The sequence below is a fragment of the Nocardia sp. NBC_01503 genome (genome assembly GCF_036327755.1).
In the GTDB taxonomy this organism is placed as follows: domain Bacteria; phylum Actinomycetota; class Actinomycetes; order Mycobacteriales; family Mycobacteriaceae; genus Nocardia.
The window spans coordinates 621,088-635,320 of the sequence record NZ_CP109596.1 but is presented as its reverse complement, the minus strand read 5'-3'; the positions used below and the strand labels follow the sequence as shown (position 1 = coordinate 635,320).

Annotated in this window: 11 protein-coding genes; 6 read left to right on the top strand and 5 right to left on the bottom strand. The window is 66.5% G+C overall.

Features of this window, described 5'->3' with window-relative positions; translation table 11 throughout:
- The first annotated feature begins 145 nt into the window (after positions 1 to 145).
- Positions 146 to 2,284, top strand: a complete 2,139-nt coding sequence (locus tag OHB26_RS02835) for an ArnT family glycosyltransferase (RefSeq protein ID WP_330182675.1) — start codon at positions 146 to 148, stop codon at positions 2,282 to 2,284.
- 261 nt (positions 2,285 to 2,545) lie between these two features.
- Here OHB26_RS02835 and OHB26_RS02830 read toward each other — a convergent pair whose 3' ends face one another.
- Entirely contained in the window at positions 2,546 to 5,122 is a 2,577-nt protein-coding gene (locus OHB26_RS02830; RefSeq protein ID WP_330182674.1) for a polynucleotide kinase-phosphatase, read from the bottom strand.
- A complete protein-coding gene (locus OHB26_RS02825) occupies positions 5,122 to 6,723 on the bottom strand; it encodes a 3' terminal RNA ribose 2'-O-methyltransferase Hen1 (protein WP_330182673.1) in 1,602 nt (533 codons plus the stop codon). Before OHB26_RS02825 ends, OHB26_RS02830 begins: the two co-directional genes overlap by 1 nt.
- A 114-nt stretch (positions 6,724 to 6,837) precedes the next feature.
- Between OHB26_RS02825 and OHB26_RS02820 the strand changes: the two genes are divergently transcribed.
- The 5 genes from OHB26_RS02820 to clpX all read left to right on the top strand — a co-directional run bounded on the left by OHB26_RS02820 (position 6,838) and on the right by clpX (position 12,054).
- Positions 6,838 to 7,416 carry an FKBP-type peptidyl-prolyl cis-trans isomerase gene (locus OHB26_RS02820; protein ID WP_330182672.1) on the top strand — a complete coding sequence of 193 codons (579 nt, stop codon included), beginning with the start codon at positions 6,838 to 6,840 and terminating at the stop codon, positions 7,414 to 7,416.
- 172 nt (positions 7,417 to 7,588) lie between these two features.
- Positions 7,589 to 8,992, top strand: coding sequence for a trigger factor (tig, locus tag OHB26_RS02815; protein ID WP_330182671.1), 1,404 nt, complete (start codon positions 7,589 to 7,591; stop codon positions 8,990 to 8,992).
- Positions 8,993 to 9,215: 223 nt separating this feature from the next.
- The gene (locus OHB26_RS02810; RefSeq protein ID WP_330182670.1) at positions 9,216 to 9,794 is read left to right on the top strand and encodes an ATP-dependent Clp protease proteolytic subunit; all 579 of its coding nucleotides are present in this window, start codon (positions 9,216 to 9,218) and stop codon (positions 9,792 to 9,794) included.
- 94 nt (positions 9,795 to 9,888) lie between these two features.
- The gene (locus tag OHB26_RS02805) at positions 9,889 to 10,506 is read left to right on the top strand and encodes an ATP-dependent Clp protease proteolytic subunit (protein WP_442942980.1); all 618 of its coding nucleotides are present in this window, start codon (positions 9,889 to 9,891) and stop codon (positions 10,504 to 10,506) included.
- 267 nt (positions 10,507 to 10,773) lie between these two features.
- Positions 10,774 to 12,054, top strand: coding sequence for an ATP-dependent Clp protease ATP-binding subunit ClpX (gene clpX, locus OHB26_RS02800; protein ID WP_153806076.1), 1,281 nt, complete (start codon positions 10,774 to 10,776; stop codon positions 12,052 to 12,054).
- Positions 12,055 to 12,328: 274 nt separating this feature from the next.
- Here the strand turns inward: clpX and OHB26_RS02795 are convergent, their stop codons facing one another.
- The 3 genes from OHB26_RS02795 to OHB26_RS02785 all read right to left on the bottom strand — a co-directional run bounded on the left by OHB26_RS02795 (position 12,329) and on the right by OHB26_RS02785 (position 14,160).
- Complete coding sequence (locus OHB26_RS02795) at positions 12,329 to 12,898, bottom strand: carboxymuconolactone decarboxylase family protein (RefSeq protein WP_330182668.1); 570 nt, start codon at positions 12,896 to 12,898, stop codon at positions 12,329 to 12,331.
- A gap of 253 nt (positions 12,899 to 13,151) precedes the next feature.
- On the bottom strand, positions 13,152 to 13,703 hold the full coding sequence (locus OHB26_RS02790; protein WP_330182667.1) for a hypothetical protein: 552 nt from the start codon (positions 13,701 to 13,703) through the stop codon (positions 13,152 to 13,154).
- Between the two features lie 82 nt (positions 13,704 to 13,785).
- On the bottom strand, positions 13,786 to 14,160 hold the full coding sequence (locus OHB26_RS02785; RefSeq protein ID WP_330182666.1) for a nuclear transport factor 2 family protein: 375 nt from the start codon (positions 14,158 to 14,160) through the stop codon (positions 13,786 to 13,788).
- Positions 14,161 to 14,233: the final 73 nt, after the last annotated feature.

Below are 14,233 nucleotides of genomic sequence, written 5' to 3'. Positions count from 1 at the left end.
GGAATCAGCTGGACCGCTGCGGGTGTGTATCCCGGCCGAAAACGCGCCGGGATGACGGGGGCGGCGTCGAGCGACGTCGGCGTTCACAGCAAGCTCCCAGCGCGGTCCCAGGGCGGGCGTGGGGGGAGCGCGCAGGGTGGGTTGCATGACCGAGACAGCTAATGGGCCCGGCGGCGCGACCGGGGTGATGGGCGGCGAGAGTCCGCGGCAGGGTGGTGCGGCCGAACAGGGATCCACGCCGACCGCGGGACGGGCGCTGACCGGACGTGCCACGCGCGGTGAGTGCCTGGCGCTGGCGGTGCTGCTGGTCGGGACCGCCGCCGCGTACCTGTGGAATCTGACCGCCAGCGGGTGGGCGAATTCGTTCTACGCCGCCGCGGTGCAGTCCGGGGCGCGGTCGTGGAAGGCGTTCTTCTTCGGCTCCTCGGACTGGGCCGATGCCATCACCGTGGACAAGACTCCGGCGTCGTTCTGGCCGATGGAGTTGTCCGCCAGGGTGTTCGGGTTCAGCAGCGCGAGCATGCTGGTGCCGCAGGTGCTGATCGGGGTCGCGTCGGTGGCGCTGCTGTGGGCGCTGGTACGCCGGTACTTCGGGGCGAATGCGGGACTGCTCGCCGGACTCGTGCTGGCGGTGACTCCCGTTGCGGCGCTGATGTTCCGGTACAACAATCCGGACGCGCTACTGGTGCTGCTGATGATAGCCGCGGTCTGGGCCATGCTGCGGGGTCTCGAGGACGGGCGCTGGCGGTGGCTGGTGCTGTGCGGGCTGTTCGTCGGATTCGGGTTCCTGGCAAAGCAATTGCAGGTCCTGCTGGTGCTGCCCGCACTCGCTTCGGCATACCTGTTCGCCGGACCGCCGAAACTCGGTAAGCGGATCGCGCAGCTGTTCGCCGCCGGTGCGGCCATGGTGATCGGTGCGGGCTGGTGGGTGCTCATCGCTCAGCTGTGGCCCGCCTCGGATCGGCCGTATTTCGGTGGCTCCGAGCACAATTCGATCATCGAACTGACTCTCGGATACAACGGACTGGATCGGCTCGGATCATTCGGCTCCAGCTCGGGGTCCGGCTTCGGCGGTGGGACGCCCTCCGGTGATCTGCCTTCGGGCGGCGAACAGCCCGAAATGCACGGCGGCTTCGGCGGATTCGGTGGTAAGTCCGGGATCACCCGCCTGTTCAACGAGACCGTCGGCGGTCAGATCGCCTGGCTGATCCCGGCCGCGCTCATCCTGCTCGTCGCGGCGATCGTGCTGTGCGGCAGGGCTCCCCGCACCGATATGAAGCGGGCCGCCCTGCTGGTGATCGGCGGCTGGGGTCTGGTCACCGGCCTGGTCTTCAGCTTTATGAGCGGCATTTTCCACGAATACTACACGGTCGCACTGGCTCCCGCGATCGCCGGAACCATCGCCGCCGCCGCAGCGGTGGTATGGCCGCACCGCGACCGCCGCTGGGTCCGGGCGGCATTGGTGCTGAGTGTCGCGCTGACCGCGCTCACCGCCTTCGTACTGCTGTCGCGCACACCGGATTTCGTCCCGTGGTTGCGCTGGGTGATCGTGGGCGTGGCGGTACTCGCGGCGGCCGGACTGCTGCTGCGCGGCAGCCGTAACCTCACCATCGCCGCCCTGCTCGCCACGCTGTTCGTCGGCCTTGCCGCACCCACCGCATATGCCGTGGAAACCCTGCGCCAACCGCACAGCGGCGGAATCGTGAAAGCCGGTCCCAAGACCAACTCCGGTTTCCCGGGCTTCCCCGGTGGCGGTGGCACCTCGGACCCGGAATCGACCGGGGCCGAACCGAATAGCGCTGCCCCGAACGGTGCTGCTCCGGAGGGCGCTGCGCCGACCGGTGCGGCTCCGAACTCCGCCGCCTCGGATGACGCCGGGCAGCAGCGGGAGCGCGGTCGCAGCGGCGGCGGTCCGATGGGCGGGGACGAGAAGCCGAGCGACAAGATCCTGGCCCTGCTCGAGCGGGACGGCGGTGCGTACACCTGGGTCGCCGCCACCGTCAGCTCGAACAATGCCGCGAACTACCAGCTGGCCGCGGACTATCCGGTCATGGCGATCGGCGGCTTCAGCGGCGGCGATCCCGCACCCACCCTGGAGCAGTTCCAGCAGGATGTGGCCGAGGGGCGAATCCACTTCTTCATCGCGGGTGAGAGCCGTGGACCGGGTGGGCGATCCAGTTCCGAGGGTTCGAAGATCACCACGTGGGTAAAGGATCATTACACCGCGGTTCAGGTGGACGGGGTCACGCTCTACGACCTGACCTCCCCGCGCACGACCGGGTGAATCGAGGGGCGGTACGGGCCGAACCCCTACGGTCCGCACCGGATACCGCGGCGTCCGGTCCACCAGCCACACTGGTGGGCCGGACGCTCCGGCGCGGGTGCGCCTGGAGGGCACCATAGGTCGTGCGCCGCTCCGTCATCCCGGCGCGCTTTTGGCCGGGGTCCACTGAACGGCCGGTGCGCAGGGGGTGTGGATCCCGGCCAAAAGCATGTCGGGATGACGAGGTGATTCCGCTGCCGTTCGGGTGGCGAGGTGCCCCCGCTACAGCCGGGGGTCGATCGGCTGGGTCTCCAGCGCCAGGATCGCGAAGACGGCTTCGTGTACTCGCCAGAGCGGTTCGCCGGTGACGAAGCGGTCCAGGGCCTCCAGGCCGAGGGCGTATTCGCGCAGGGCCAGGGAGCGTTTGCCGCCCAGGCCACGCTGGCGCAGGCGGGTCAGATTGGCGGGGCGCAGGTATTCGGGGCCGTAGATGATCCGGAGGTACTCCGGGCCACGGCATTTCACGCCGGGCTGGACCGGGCGTCCACCGCGGGTGCCTGCTCCGGTCACCAGCGATCCGCTCGGCTTGACCACCATGCCCTCACCACCGGCCGTGGTGAGCTCGGTCCACCAGGCGGTGGCCGCGGCTTCGCTATCCGGGTCGGACAGGTTCACCACTCTGCGCCGGGTGGGCGTGAACAGCTCCGGATCGGCCTCGGCAAGTCGGTCGATGCGCTCCAGATGCCAATTGTGTTCGTGCACGGCGTAATTGACGCCCTGTGCGGCCAGGATCTGGAACGGTGCGAGGCGTACGCCGTCGAGACCGTGGACGGGCCAGCAGTACCGACCGTAGGCGGTGGTGAAGGCTGCCGCGTCGGTCGCCCGGTCCGCGGTGCGCGTCGCGAGATCGGTGACGTCCAAACCTCTTTCGCGTACCGCGTCCAGCGCCTGTGCGGCCGCGCCGAGGGAGGCCCGCGCGGCCGCGCCGACCGCCGCGTACTGGGTGCGCAGCAGCCCCATCGCCTTGGCGGACCACGGCAGCAGTTCGGTGTCCAGGGCCAGCCAATCGGTGCCCAACTCCTCGAAGAGACCGGCCTTCTCGGCCGCCGCGCGCACCCGCGCGAGCAGCGTCTCCCCCTGTTCCGCGGCGTCGAAGAACGGTCGCCCGGTGCGGGTGTATACCGCGCCGGTGCTGCCGTCGCTCACCCCGAACCGATCGCGAGCGGTCATGGCCGAGCGCGCCACCACCACGACGGCCCGTGACCCCATATGCTTCTCCTCGCACACCACGGTCTCGATGCCCTCGGAGCGGTAGTACTCGAACGCCTGCGCCGGATGCTCCAGATATCCGTCGAGTGTCGAAGTGGCACAGGGCGACATGGTCGGCGGCAGGTAGACCAGCCAGCGCGGGTCGACGGCGAACCGGCTCATCACCTCCAGTGCCGCACTGGCCGCGTCCTCCTGCACACCGACGCGCGCCAGGTAGCGGGTCTCCACCACGCGGCGGCCGATCACATCGTCGAGGTCGAGTACGCCGGGATCGCGGTGCACCATTCCGATACCGGGTACGACGCTGGGTGTCTCCAACGGGCGCGTCGGCTCGTACCAGACCTGTTCGGCCGCAACCGAAACCGGCTCCCGCTCCGGATAACGCAGCGCGGTGAGTCGTCCGCCGAACACCACGCCGGTATCGAGGCAGAGGGTGTTGTTCACCCACACCAGCTCGGCCATCGGCGTGTGCCCGTACAACACGAGGGCCCTACCCCGATAGTCATTGGCCCACGGGTAGCGCACCGGCAGCCCGTATTCGTCTGTCTCGCCGGTGGATTCGCCGTACATGGCGAATTCGCGGACGCGGCCCGAGGCACGTCCCTGGAACTGCTCTTTGAGCCCGGCGTGCGCGACCACCAGATTGCCACCGTCCAGCACGTAGTGACTGATCAGGCCGCGCATGAATTCCAATGCGGTCTTACGGAATTCGCCGTCCTCACCCTCGAGCTGCGCCAGGGATTCGGCCAGCCCGTGCGTGGTCCTCACCTTGCGCCCGTCCAGCGCGCGCACCAGCTTGAATTCGTGATTTCCGGTGACGCACAGCGCGTTTCCAGCGGAAACCATGCCCATGACCAGGCGCAGCACGCCGGGGGTGTCGGGTCCGCGATCCACCAGATCGCCGACGAATACCGCGGTCCGACCCTCCGGATGTCGCGCGTCCACGGCCCGTCCGGCGGTATCCCGAACCAGCGCATAGCCGAGTTCGCCCAGCAGCGTCTCCAATTCGGAGCGGCAACCGTGCACATCGCCGATCACATCGAACGGTCCGGTCAGATCCCGCCGGTCGTTCCACAGTCGCTCGTTCGCAATGGTCGCCGCGTCGATCTCGGCCGCACCGTGCAGCACGTGCACCCGGCGGAAGCCCTCGCGCTCCAGGAACCGCATACCGCGCCGCAGATCCCGCTGCTGCCGGGCTACGACATGCGGGCCGAAGTCGCGATCGGGTCGAGAGGCATTGCGCCGCACACACTCCTGTTCGGGCACATCCAGCACAATGGCCACCGGCAGCACATCGTGCGCTCGCGCCAGCTCGATCAACTCCTGTCGCGCCTTCGGCTGCACATTGGTGGCATCGACCACCGTGCGCAGCCCTCGCCGCAACCGTACCCCGGCGATATGGTGCAGCAGTGCGAACGCCTCGGGCGTGGCGGCCTGATCGTTCTCGTCATCGCTGACGATGCCGCGGCAGGCGTCCGAGGAGATGATCGCCGTCCCCCGGAAATGCTTACGCGCGAAGGTCGATTTACCGGATCCGGTACTGCCGATCAGTACCACCAGCGACAGTTCGGGGATGGAGAGCTCCGCCATTACGCGGCTCCCTTCTCGTCATTCGCGGCCTTGGTGAAGACCGCCATCTGGGTCGGCGCGCCGAGCTCGGCATCGACCAGGCCGATGGGCTCGAAACGCACCTGATAGCCGTAGGTTTCGCCGACACGGGCCGCCCATGCGGCGAATTCGGCGCGGCTCCATTCGAATCGGTGATCCGAGTGCCGGAAAGCGCCGTCCGCCATGCCCTCGTAGAGCGCGTTGTACTCCCCGTTCGGTGTCGTCACGATGACCGCTCCGGGTCCGGCGGCGCCGAATACCGCCTGCTCCAACGCGTTCAGCCGGGTCAGGTCGACGTGCTCGATCACCTCCATGAGCACCGCCGCGTCATATCCGCGCAGCGAGGCGTCGGTATAGGTGAGCGCACCCTGCCGGGTGGTGACCCGCTGCGTCTGCCACAGCGGGAGCCGCCGCATCCGCCGCTCGGCGATCCGCAGCGATCGCACCGAAACATCAATGCCCACAATCTCGTCGAAGGATCGATCCGCGATCAGCTCGCGCAGCAGCGCACCCTCCCCGCAGCCCAGATCCAGCACCCGCCGCGCCCCGACGGAGTGCAGCGCACCCACGACAGCGGATCGCCGCATCACCGCAAGCGACAGCACCGGCGCGTCGGCCTCCGAGGTGGCCGTGCTCTCCGAAGTCGCCTCGCCCTGCGCGAGAGCACTACCTGCGGCGGCTTCCGATTCGGATTCCCTTGCCGCGGTGGAGTTCGCGTCCTGCGCCATACCTTCCCGCTCGGCGGCTTCCACCTCCGCGGCGGCGGCCGCGACATCCCGGGCCAGCTCGTCGATATTCAGATCGACCGCCCCGAACTGCTCGGGCTCGAGATCATCCAGTTCGGCCAGTCGTGCCAGCGCGGTCCGCACCAGCGAATGTCGCCGCGCCAGATACCGCCGCGTGATCCAATCCCGCGCCGGATGCGTATTCAGCCACCCCGCCCCGAATCGCAACAGCTTGTCGACCTCACCCGCATCCAGGAAGTAGTGCTTGTTCCCATCGAGCACGGGCAGCAGCACATACAGATGTGACAGCGCGTCCGACAGTCGCATGGCGCCGGTGAGCGCCAGCCGCAGATAGTGCGAATTCCCCCACTCGGGAAAGGCGGGGTCCAGTGGCAGGGGAGTGGCCTCGACCGCCCACCCCAGCGGACCGAAGATCTGCTCGGCGGCGTCCGCCCCACCCTTGCAGGGCACCGCGGGCAGCTCGACGCACAGCGGCAACGAGCTCTCCACCAGCTCCGGTCGTTGCGCACAACGCCCGTGCAGCGCGGACCCGAATACCGTCGAAATGGCTACCGACAGCAGCGAGGACGCTGCGTACGGCCGATCGTTCACATACTGTCCGAGACTGAATTCCATTGCGCCCTTGGTCTTTCCGCGCACCAGTCGCACCGGATCGATCTCCAGCAGCAGCGCCGCCGTGCACCGTTCCTCGCCCGCCTCCGGGTACAGCACATGCGCCACCCCGTACGACTGCTCGAAGGTCTGCGCCTTGCCGGGGTTCTTGTGCAGCAGGTATCCCAGTTCACTCGCCGCCCAGGCGGCGCCATCGGGTCGGGTACAGGTAATTGTCAGCAGCACCCGGTCGATGCTCCCGTACCCCCGCAAACCCGGCAAACGCATTTCCGCACGACCGTGTAGTTTCGGCGCGGTGCCGCAAGGCTTGCGGCGTCCGGTGACTGGGCAGGAGCGGGTATGCGCGTGGTGGGCAAGGTCGGTGCGATCGGCGCGGTGGCGGCCGCGGTGCTGGTGATGGCGGGCTGCGGGAGCGGTGACGACTCCGAGGCGGATACGACGACCACGGCCAAGGCCACGACTTCGGCTGCGGCACAGCCGCAGTCGGCGGCGCAGACCCAGTCCAAGGGCCGCGAGTGCACCGCCGACGACATCAAGGTCGACGGCGCCTTCGGCAAGGCTCCGACCATCACGATTCCGGACGACTGCGATGCGCCCAAGACGCTGATCACCAAGGACCTGACCCCGGGCAGCGGGCCGGGCGCGCAGGCCGGTCAGAAGCTGACCATGAACTACTCCCTGATCACCTGGTCCGATAAGAAGAAGCTGGACAGCTCCTTCGACCGGGGTGAGCCGTTCACGCTCACCCTCGGCGCGGGCGAGGTCATCAAGGGCTGGGATCAGGGTCTGGTCGGCGTGCAGCAGGGCGCGCGCCGACTGCTGATCGTCCCGCCGGACCTGGGCTACGGCGCGGGCGGCCGCGGGATGAAGCCGTACGAGACCCTGGTCTTCGTGACCGACGCCGTCAAGGTCGGTTAGCTGTCACCAGGCCGTCCACCTGCGGGGGATGAGACGGCCGACCCGCCGCGCCGGTGTGGCGCGGCGGACTTGCCATGACCGGTTATCAGGGCACATCGACCGTCGACTACCCTGGTCGGGATGCCTGTGGGGGGAATGAACATCATTCCACGAACGAACAAGGAGCATGTCCGTGAAGAGCACCGTCGAGCAGCTGAGCCCGACCCGGGTCCGGATTAACGTCGAGGTGCCCTTCGAGGAGCTGAAGCCGGATTTCGACAAGGCATATAAGGCGCTCGCAGGGCAGATCCGCATCCCCGGCTTCCGTCCGGGCAAGGCGCCCGCGAAGCTGATCGAGGCTCGTGTGGGCCGCGGCGCGGTGCTGGAGCAGGTCGTCAATGACGTCCTCCCCAAGCGCTACAGCGACGCTGTGATCGCCACCGAGGTCAAGGTCATCGGCCAGCCGGAGATCGAGATCACCAAGATCGAAGACGGCGAAGAGCTGGCGTTCACCGCCGAGGTCGACGTCCGCCCGGAGATCACCCTCCCCGACTTCTCGACCATCGCCGTCACCGTCGATCCGATCGAGATCAAGGACGAGGACATCGAGGAGCAGCTGAGCTCGCTGCGTCAGCGCTTCGGCACCCTGACCTCGGTCGACCGCGCCATCGCGGACGGCGACTTCGTCTCCATCGACCTGTCGGCCACCGTCGACGGCGTCGAGGTCGAAGAGGCCAGCACCACCGGCCTGTCGCACGAGGTCGGTTCGGGCCAGCTCATCGAGGGCCTCGACGAGACCCTGATCGGTCTCAAGGCGGAGGAGTCCAAGGATTTCACCTCCAAGCTGGTCGCCGGCGAGCACGCGGGCAAGGAAGCCGTCATCACCGTGACCGTGCAGTCGGTCAAGGAGCGCGAGCTGCCCGAGGCGGATGATGAGTTCGCCCAGCTGGCAAGCGAATTCGACACGATCGACGAGCTGAAGGAAGACCTGAAGGGTCGCGTCGAGCGCACCAAGAAGGTCGAGCAGGCCGGCGCCATCCGCGACAAGGTCCTCGAGACCCTGCTGGAGACCGTCGAGATCCCGCTGCCGGAGAAGGTCGTCCAGGCCGAGATCGACGCCGTGCTGCACGACGCCGTGCACGGTTTCGACCACGACGAGGCCAAGCTGGCCGAGGCGCTCGAGGCGCAGGGCTCCTCCCGCGAGGAGTTCGACAAGGACACCAAGGAGTCGGCCGAGAAGTCGGTCAAGACCCAGCTGCTCCTGGACGCCGTCGCCGAGGCGGAGAACACCCAGGTCGGCCAGGACGAGCTGTACGAGCGGATCATCTTCCAGGCGCAGCGCTACGGCATGTCGCCCGATCAGTTCATCCAGCAGATCCAGCAGGCCGGTCAGCTGGGCGCGGTCTTCGCGGACGTGCGTCGCGGTAAGGCCCTGGCCGGTGTGGTGGTGCAGGCCGCCGTCACCGATACCGCGGGCAACACCGTGGACACCACGGAGATGTTCGGCAACCCGGCCGAAGAGGCCGAAGAGGTCTCCGCCGAGGAGCTGGCCGAGGTCGCCGACGCGACCGAAGCCGCCGAGGTCGAGGCCAAGTAAAGACCGAGGTCAGTGCCGGGCAACCGGATTCGGCTCAGGCCGGGTAGGTTGCGGAGGCGAAGACCCCGTAAGTTTTGCGCTGTGAGCGAAGCAGGGTGGTACCGGGAGTTCGGTGCCGCCCTGTTTCGTTAGGGTCAGTGTCAGCGAATCAGTAGGGGCTTGGTGGGACCGAGCCGGTGAGAGAGGGCAGGTATCCGTGACAATCAATCAGGCAGGGGTGCACATGACATCCGCGACTGCTGGTCTGAACCTCAGTGATTCGGTCTACGAGCGCCTGCTGCGCGAGCGAATCATCTTCCTGGGCACTCAGGTCGACGACGACATCGCCAACAAGCTGTGCGCGCAGATCCTGTTGCTCTCGGCCGAGGATCCGACCAAGGACATCTCGCTCTACATCAATTCGCCGGGTGGTTCGGTGACGGCCGGTATGGCCATCTACGACACCATGCAGTTCGCCGAATGCGATATCCGCACGGTCGGAATGGGTTTGGCCGCGTCGATGGGTCAGTTCCTGCTCGCCGCGGGCACCAAGGGCAAGCGTTTCGCCCTGCCGCACGCCCGGATCATGATGCACCAGCCGTCCGCCGGTATCGGTGGTTCGGCCGCGGACATCGCCATTCAGGCCGAGCAGTTCGCGTACACCAAGCGTGAGATGAACGAGCTCCAGGCGCAGTTCACCGGCAAGTCCATCGAGCAGGTTACTGCCGACGCCGACCGCGACCGCTGGTTCACCGCCGCCGAGGCGCTCGAGTACGGATTCATCGACCGAGTGATCTCCAGCGCCGCGCAGACCAACAACTGAGTCGCCCACCGACCTGACTTTTTTGGAGACGCATATGTCGAACATGATGGATCCGCGCTCCGCGGGCATCACCTTCGCTGCTGCCGGTTCTCAGATGCCGCAGTCGCGCTACATCCTGCCGTCGTTCGTCGAGCACTCGAGCTTCGGTGTCAAGGAGTCCAACCCGTACAACAAGCTGTTCGAGGAGCGCATCATCTTCCTCGGCGCGCAGGTGGACGACACCTCCGCGAACGACATCATGGCGCAGCTGCTGGTGCTGGAATCCCTTGACCCGGACCGGGATATCACGATGTACATCAACTCGCCCGGTGGCTCGTTCACCGCGCTGATGGCCATCTACGACACCATGCAGTACGTGCGCGCCGATGTCGCGACCGTCTGCCTGGGCCAGGCCGCTTCGGCCGCCGCGGTGCTGCTGGCCGCCGGCGCGCCGGGTAAGCGCGCCGCGCTGCCGAACGCCCGTGTGCTGATCCACCAGCCGTCCACCTCGGGCGGTATCCAGGGTCAGGTCTCGGATCTGGAGATCCAGGCCGCCGAGATCGAGCGCATGCGCCGTCTCATGGAGACCACGCTGGCGCACCACACCGGCCGGGACGCGGATGTCATCCGTAAGGACACCGATCGCGACAAGATCCTCACCGCCGCGGAGGCGAAGGACTACGGGATCATCGATCAGGTCTTCGAGTACCGCAAGCTCAGCGCGCAAAAGTGAGGCGGGCGGGTGGCGAGGTTCGGTGCGTCTCGCCACCCGGACAGGGGTGAGTCCACGCACATGTCCGATGAGAAACGTGCCCAAGTTGTCGACCTCGGTCGCGGATAACGGGTACGGTCACTCTAGGGACCTTTGCTCGTGGTTGTCGGCACCCGCCGCACCGGCCGTACCCGCAATCACTGGGGACGGCATACGCTTTATAGGTGGCACTTCGCCGACAACCGAGACAGATGGTTGCACGCGGACAAGGAAGTAGGGACCCAGGAGATGGCGCGCATCGGTGATGGCGGCGATCTGCTCAAGTGCTCTTTCTGCGGGAAGAGCCAGAAGCAGGTCAAAAAGCTCATTGCGGGACCAGGGGTGTACATCTGCGACGAGTGCATCGATCTGTGCAACGAGATCATCGAGGAGGAGCTCGCTGAAAGCAGCGAGGTCAAACTCGATGAGCTGCCGAAGCCCGCGGAGATCCGCGACTTCCTCGAGCAGTACGTGATCGGGCAGGACGCCGCGAAGAGAACCCTGGCAGTGGCTGTTTACAACCACTACAAGCGAATTCAGGCCGGGGACAAGGGCCGCGACTCCCGAGGCGAATCGGTCGAGTTGATGAAGTCCAATATCCTCATGCTCGGCCCGACGGGCTGTGGCAAGACCTATCTGGCGCAGACGCTGGCCAAGATGTTGAACGTTCCGTTCGCCATCGCCGACGCCACCGCCCTCACCGAGGCCGGTTATGTCGGTGAGGATGTCGAGAACATCCTGCTCAAGCTGATCCAGGCCGCCGATTACGATGTGAAGCGCGCCGAGACGGGCATCATCTACATCGACGAGGTCGACAAGATCGCCCGCAAGTCGGAGAACCCGTCCATCACCCGTGACGTCTCTGGTGAAGGTGTGCAGCAGGCGCTGCTGAAGATTCTGGAGGGTACGCAGGCTTCGGTGCCGCCGCAGGGTGGTCGTAAGCATCCGCACCAGGAGTTCATCCAGATCGACACCACGAATGTGCTCTTCATCGTGGCGGGCGCGTTCGCGGGCCTGGAGCGCATCGTGCAGGACCGAGTCGGTAAGCGCGGCATCGGTTTCGGCGCGGAGGTCCGCTCCAAGTCCGAGATCGACACCGCCGATCACTTCGCCGATGTGATGCCGGAGGATCTGATCAAGTTCGGGCTCATCCCCGAATTCATCGGTCGTCTGCCGATCGTCGCCTCGGTCACCAACCTGGACAAGGAATCCCTCGTCCGGATTCTGGCCCAGCCGAAGAACGCACTGGTCAAGCAGTACGTGCGCCTCTTCGAAATGGATGGCGTGGACCTGGAATTCACCCAGGACGCCCTGGAAGCCGTTGCGGATCAGGCGATTCTGCGCGGTACCGGCGCCCGTGGCCTGCGCGCCATCATGGAGGAGGTCCTCCTCCCGGTCATGTACGACATCCCCAGCCGCGACGATGTCGCCAAGGTCGTCGTCAACGAGGCCACCGTAAACGACAACGTCCTGCCGACGATCGTTCCCCGTAAGCGTCAGTCGCCCGAGCGCCGCGAGAAGTCCGCGTAGTTCGAGCCCTGCGAGCGGCCCCGCGAGAATCCTTCTCGCGGGGCCGTTTTGCGTTGCACGGGTTTTCGCCCAGGTTAACGGTGATTGCCGCGCTGCGCGCCCTGGATCTGGTTGGTACGGGGAGTATTACGCTCGAACGCGGGTTCGGCGGTGGTGGCCGCCATCGCGGGCAAATGGCGTGTGACCGCGAGTTCGCTCGCACAGTTGGGGATCAATCTGACCGGAATCGTGCTGGCCGGAGTGGCGGTATCGCTACTCCGGCCGCGAGCCGCCGTCAGGCCCAGGGGACTCGGCAGGAATCCTGGCTGAAGCCCTGATCGGTGATCCCGAGCGCGTGATAGCCGCGAGCGCGGGAGTTCTCCAGCGCGATCTGATAGGTCAGCTCCATGACGCCCTTGCTGCCGAACCGCCGCTTCAGATCGGTGACCTGCTCATCGGTGACGGTCGGCGGGGTCGCGGTGACCGCATCGGCGTAGGCGATGGCGGCCCGCTCATCCTCGCTGTACGCCGGATGTGTTCGGTAATCGTCGATGAACCGCAGCTTGTCGATATCCAGATCGTCCAGGCGCATGAGCATGGTCCCGAAATCCACGCACCAGGAGCAGCCGACGGTTCGTGCCACCTGATAGACCGCGATCTCGCGAATATTGGCGGGCAATACGGTGGATGCCCGCTCGACCAGGCCCTCATGAATCGAGGAGGCCAGGAAAATGCCGGGATGATTGGCGGCGACGGCGAACGGCTCGGGCACCACGCCGAAGCGGCGCTTCATGTACCAGTACAGGATCCGGGTCAGCGGTCCGGCCTTATCGGGGCCGACGGCGGGGATGCGGGTGACGCCCATGATGGTCTCCTTCGATCCGAGGGTGCTGCCCCTTGGACGAGGCAGCCCCGCGAAACGTGACGGGGCGTGGAGATGGGCTGTGTCACACCGGGTGTGGAGTTGTGCGTGGAAACGGTGACGATCGAGCGGATCGATCGCGCCCGGGCCGGGAATCGCCTTTGACTCCCCGTGGTTCGCCATTGAACCTTTATCCCTTTGCTATGAAAATCGGCGCCTGTGCTTCACCTGTTACGACGGTGTGGGGCAGCGAAATTCATCGCGGTGGTCGCGACCCCGACCTGCCGCGACGCGGAAATCTCAGGGTGAACGGGGCGGGTTCGGGAATCGGCCTGCGCTCACGCGGGGCGACCAGTACGCAGGCCACGCCGAGCGCGGGTAGCGCGAAGGCGGCGATCACGCTGAGCGTGAAGCTCACGGTGCTCATGGCCTCGGGCCGGTGGAAGGTGTGATAGAGCAGGTGCGGGATGCCGAAGACCAGCCAGCCCGCGCCCGCCGCCCGCGCCAGCAGGCTGTCCATGAACCACAGCGCGACCCCCGTCACCGCGGCCATGGCCAGGAAGAACGCCCCGACATCGGAGGCGAGGTGATGGTTGTATGGACCGTCCATACCGACCCAGCGCATACCGAAGCCCGGGAAACTGGTGTACCAGGAGTGCGGGGCGAACACCGCCCACGCGCCCACGATCAACCCCTGTAGCGCGAGTATCGCCAGCATGATCTGTAGTGCCAGCCAGCGGCGTCGATTCACCTCGAGGCGCACACGCACCCGGATGCCATCCCCCGTGCCGTGCAAGGAGATTCGCATCGGCCCTCCCGTTCCGTTGCCGAATCTTGCGGTGCGCCCACCGTAATTCGGCAATCGGAAGGGGGCAATAGGCCGCCGCCGACTAGGCCGGACCCATCACCATATTGTCCGGACCCCAGTACGCCTTCATGGAGACGATCTTGCCTTCGTCATCGAACTCCATGATGTCGATGGGCGAGAGCGTCATCTTCTGATCGCCGAAGTGCCCGACCAGGGTGAAGGAGACCGCGGCGTGCTTACCCGCGACCTTGATCGAGTGCACCTCGGTCTCGCGGCCCTGCATATGCTCCAGCGCGGCGTACATCTCGCGGATGGCGTCGTGGCCCTTGCGCGGTTCGCTGCCGATCGGGTCTTCCACCACGGCATCGGCGGTGTAGAGGTTCACCACGTCATCGGTGGGGCCGCTGGCCACCAATTTCACATACTGCTCGACCACATCGCGGACCTGCGCTGCCATGGCATCTCCCGTAAGAATTGAAACGTGTTCTAGCTCGGAGCGTAGCAGCCGACCCCGGCCCGGCACCCCCGTC

What these genes read in the sequence shown, in the direction of transcription:
- OHB26_RS02835 (WP_330182675.1), top strand. Translation starts at nt 146, where the DNA reads ATGACCGAGACAGCTAATGGGCCCGGCGGCGCGACCGGGGTGATGGGC.
- OHB26_RS02830 (WP_330182674.1), bottom strand. Translation starts at nt 5,122, where the DNA reads ATGGCGGAGCTCTCCATCCCCGAACTGTCGCTGGTGGTACTGATCGGC.
- OHB26_RS02820 (WP_330182672.1), top strand. Translation starts at nt 6,838, where the DNA reads ATGCGCGTGGTGGGCAAGGTCGGTGCGATCGGCGCGGTGGCGGCCGCG.
- OHB26_RS02810 (WP_330182670.1), top strand. Translation starts at nt 9,216, where the DNA reads ATGACATCCGCGACTGCTGGTCTGAACCTCAGTGATTCGGTCTACGAG.
- OHB26_RS02805 (WP_442942980.1), top strand. Translation starts at nt 9,889, where the DNA reads ATGCCGCAGTCGCGCTACATCCTGCCGTCGTTCGTCGAGCACTCGAGC.
- clpX (WP_153806076.1), top strand. Translation starts at nt 10,774, where the DNA reads ATGGCGCGCATCGGTGATGGCGGCGATCTGCTCAAGTGCTCTTTCTGC.
- OHB26_RS02795 (WP_330182668.1), bottom strand. Translation starts at nt 12,898, where the DNA reads ATGGGCGTCACCCGCATCCCCGCCGTCGGCCCCGATAAGGCCGGACCG.
- OHB26_RS02790 (WP_330182667.1), bottom strand. Translation starts at nt 13,703, where the DNA reads ATGCGAATCTCCTTGCACGGCACGGGGGATGGCATCCGGGTGCGTGTG.
- OHB26_RS02785 (WP_330182666.1), bottom strand. Translation starts at nt 14,160, where the DNA reads ATGGCAGCGCAGGTCCGCGATGTGGTCGAGCAGTATGTGAAATTGGTG.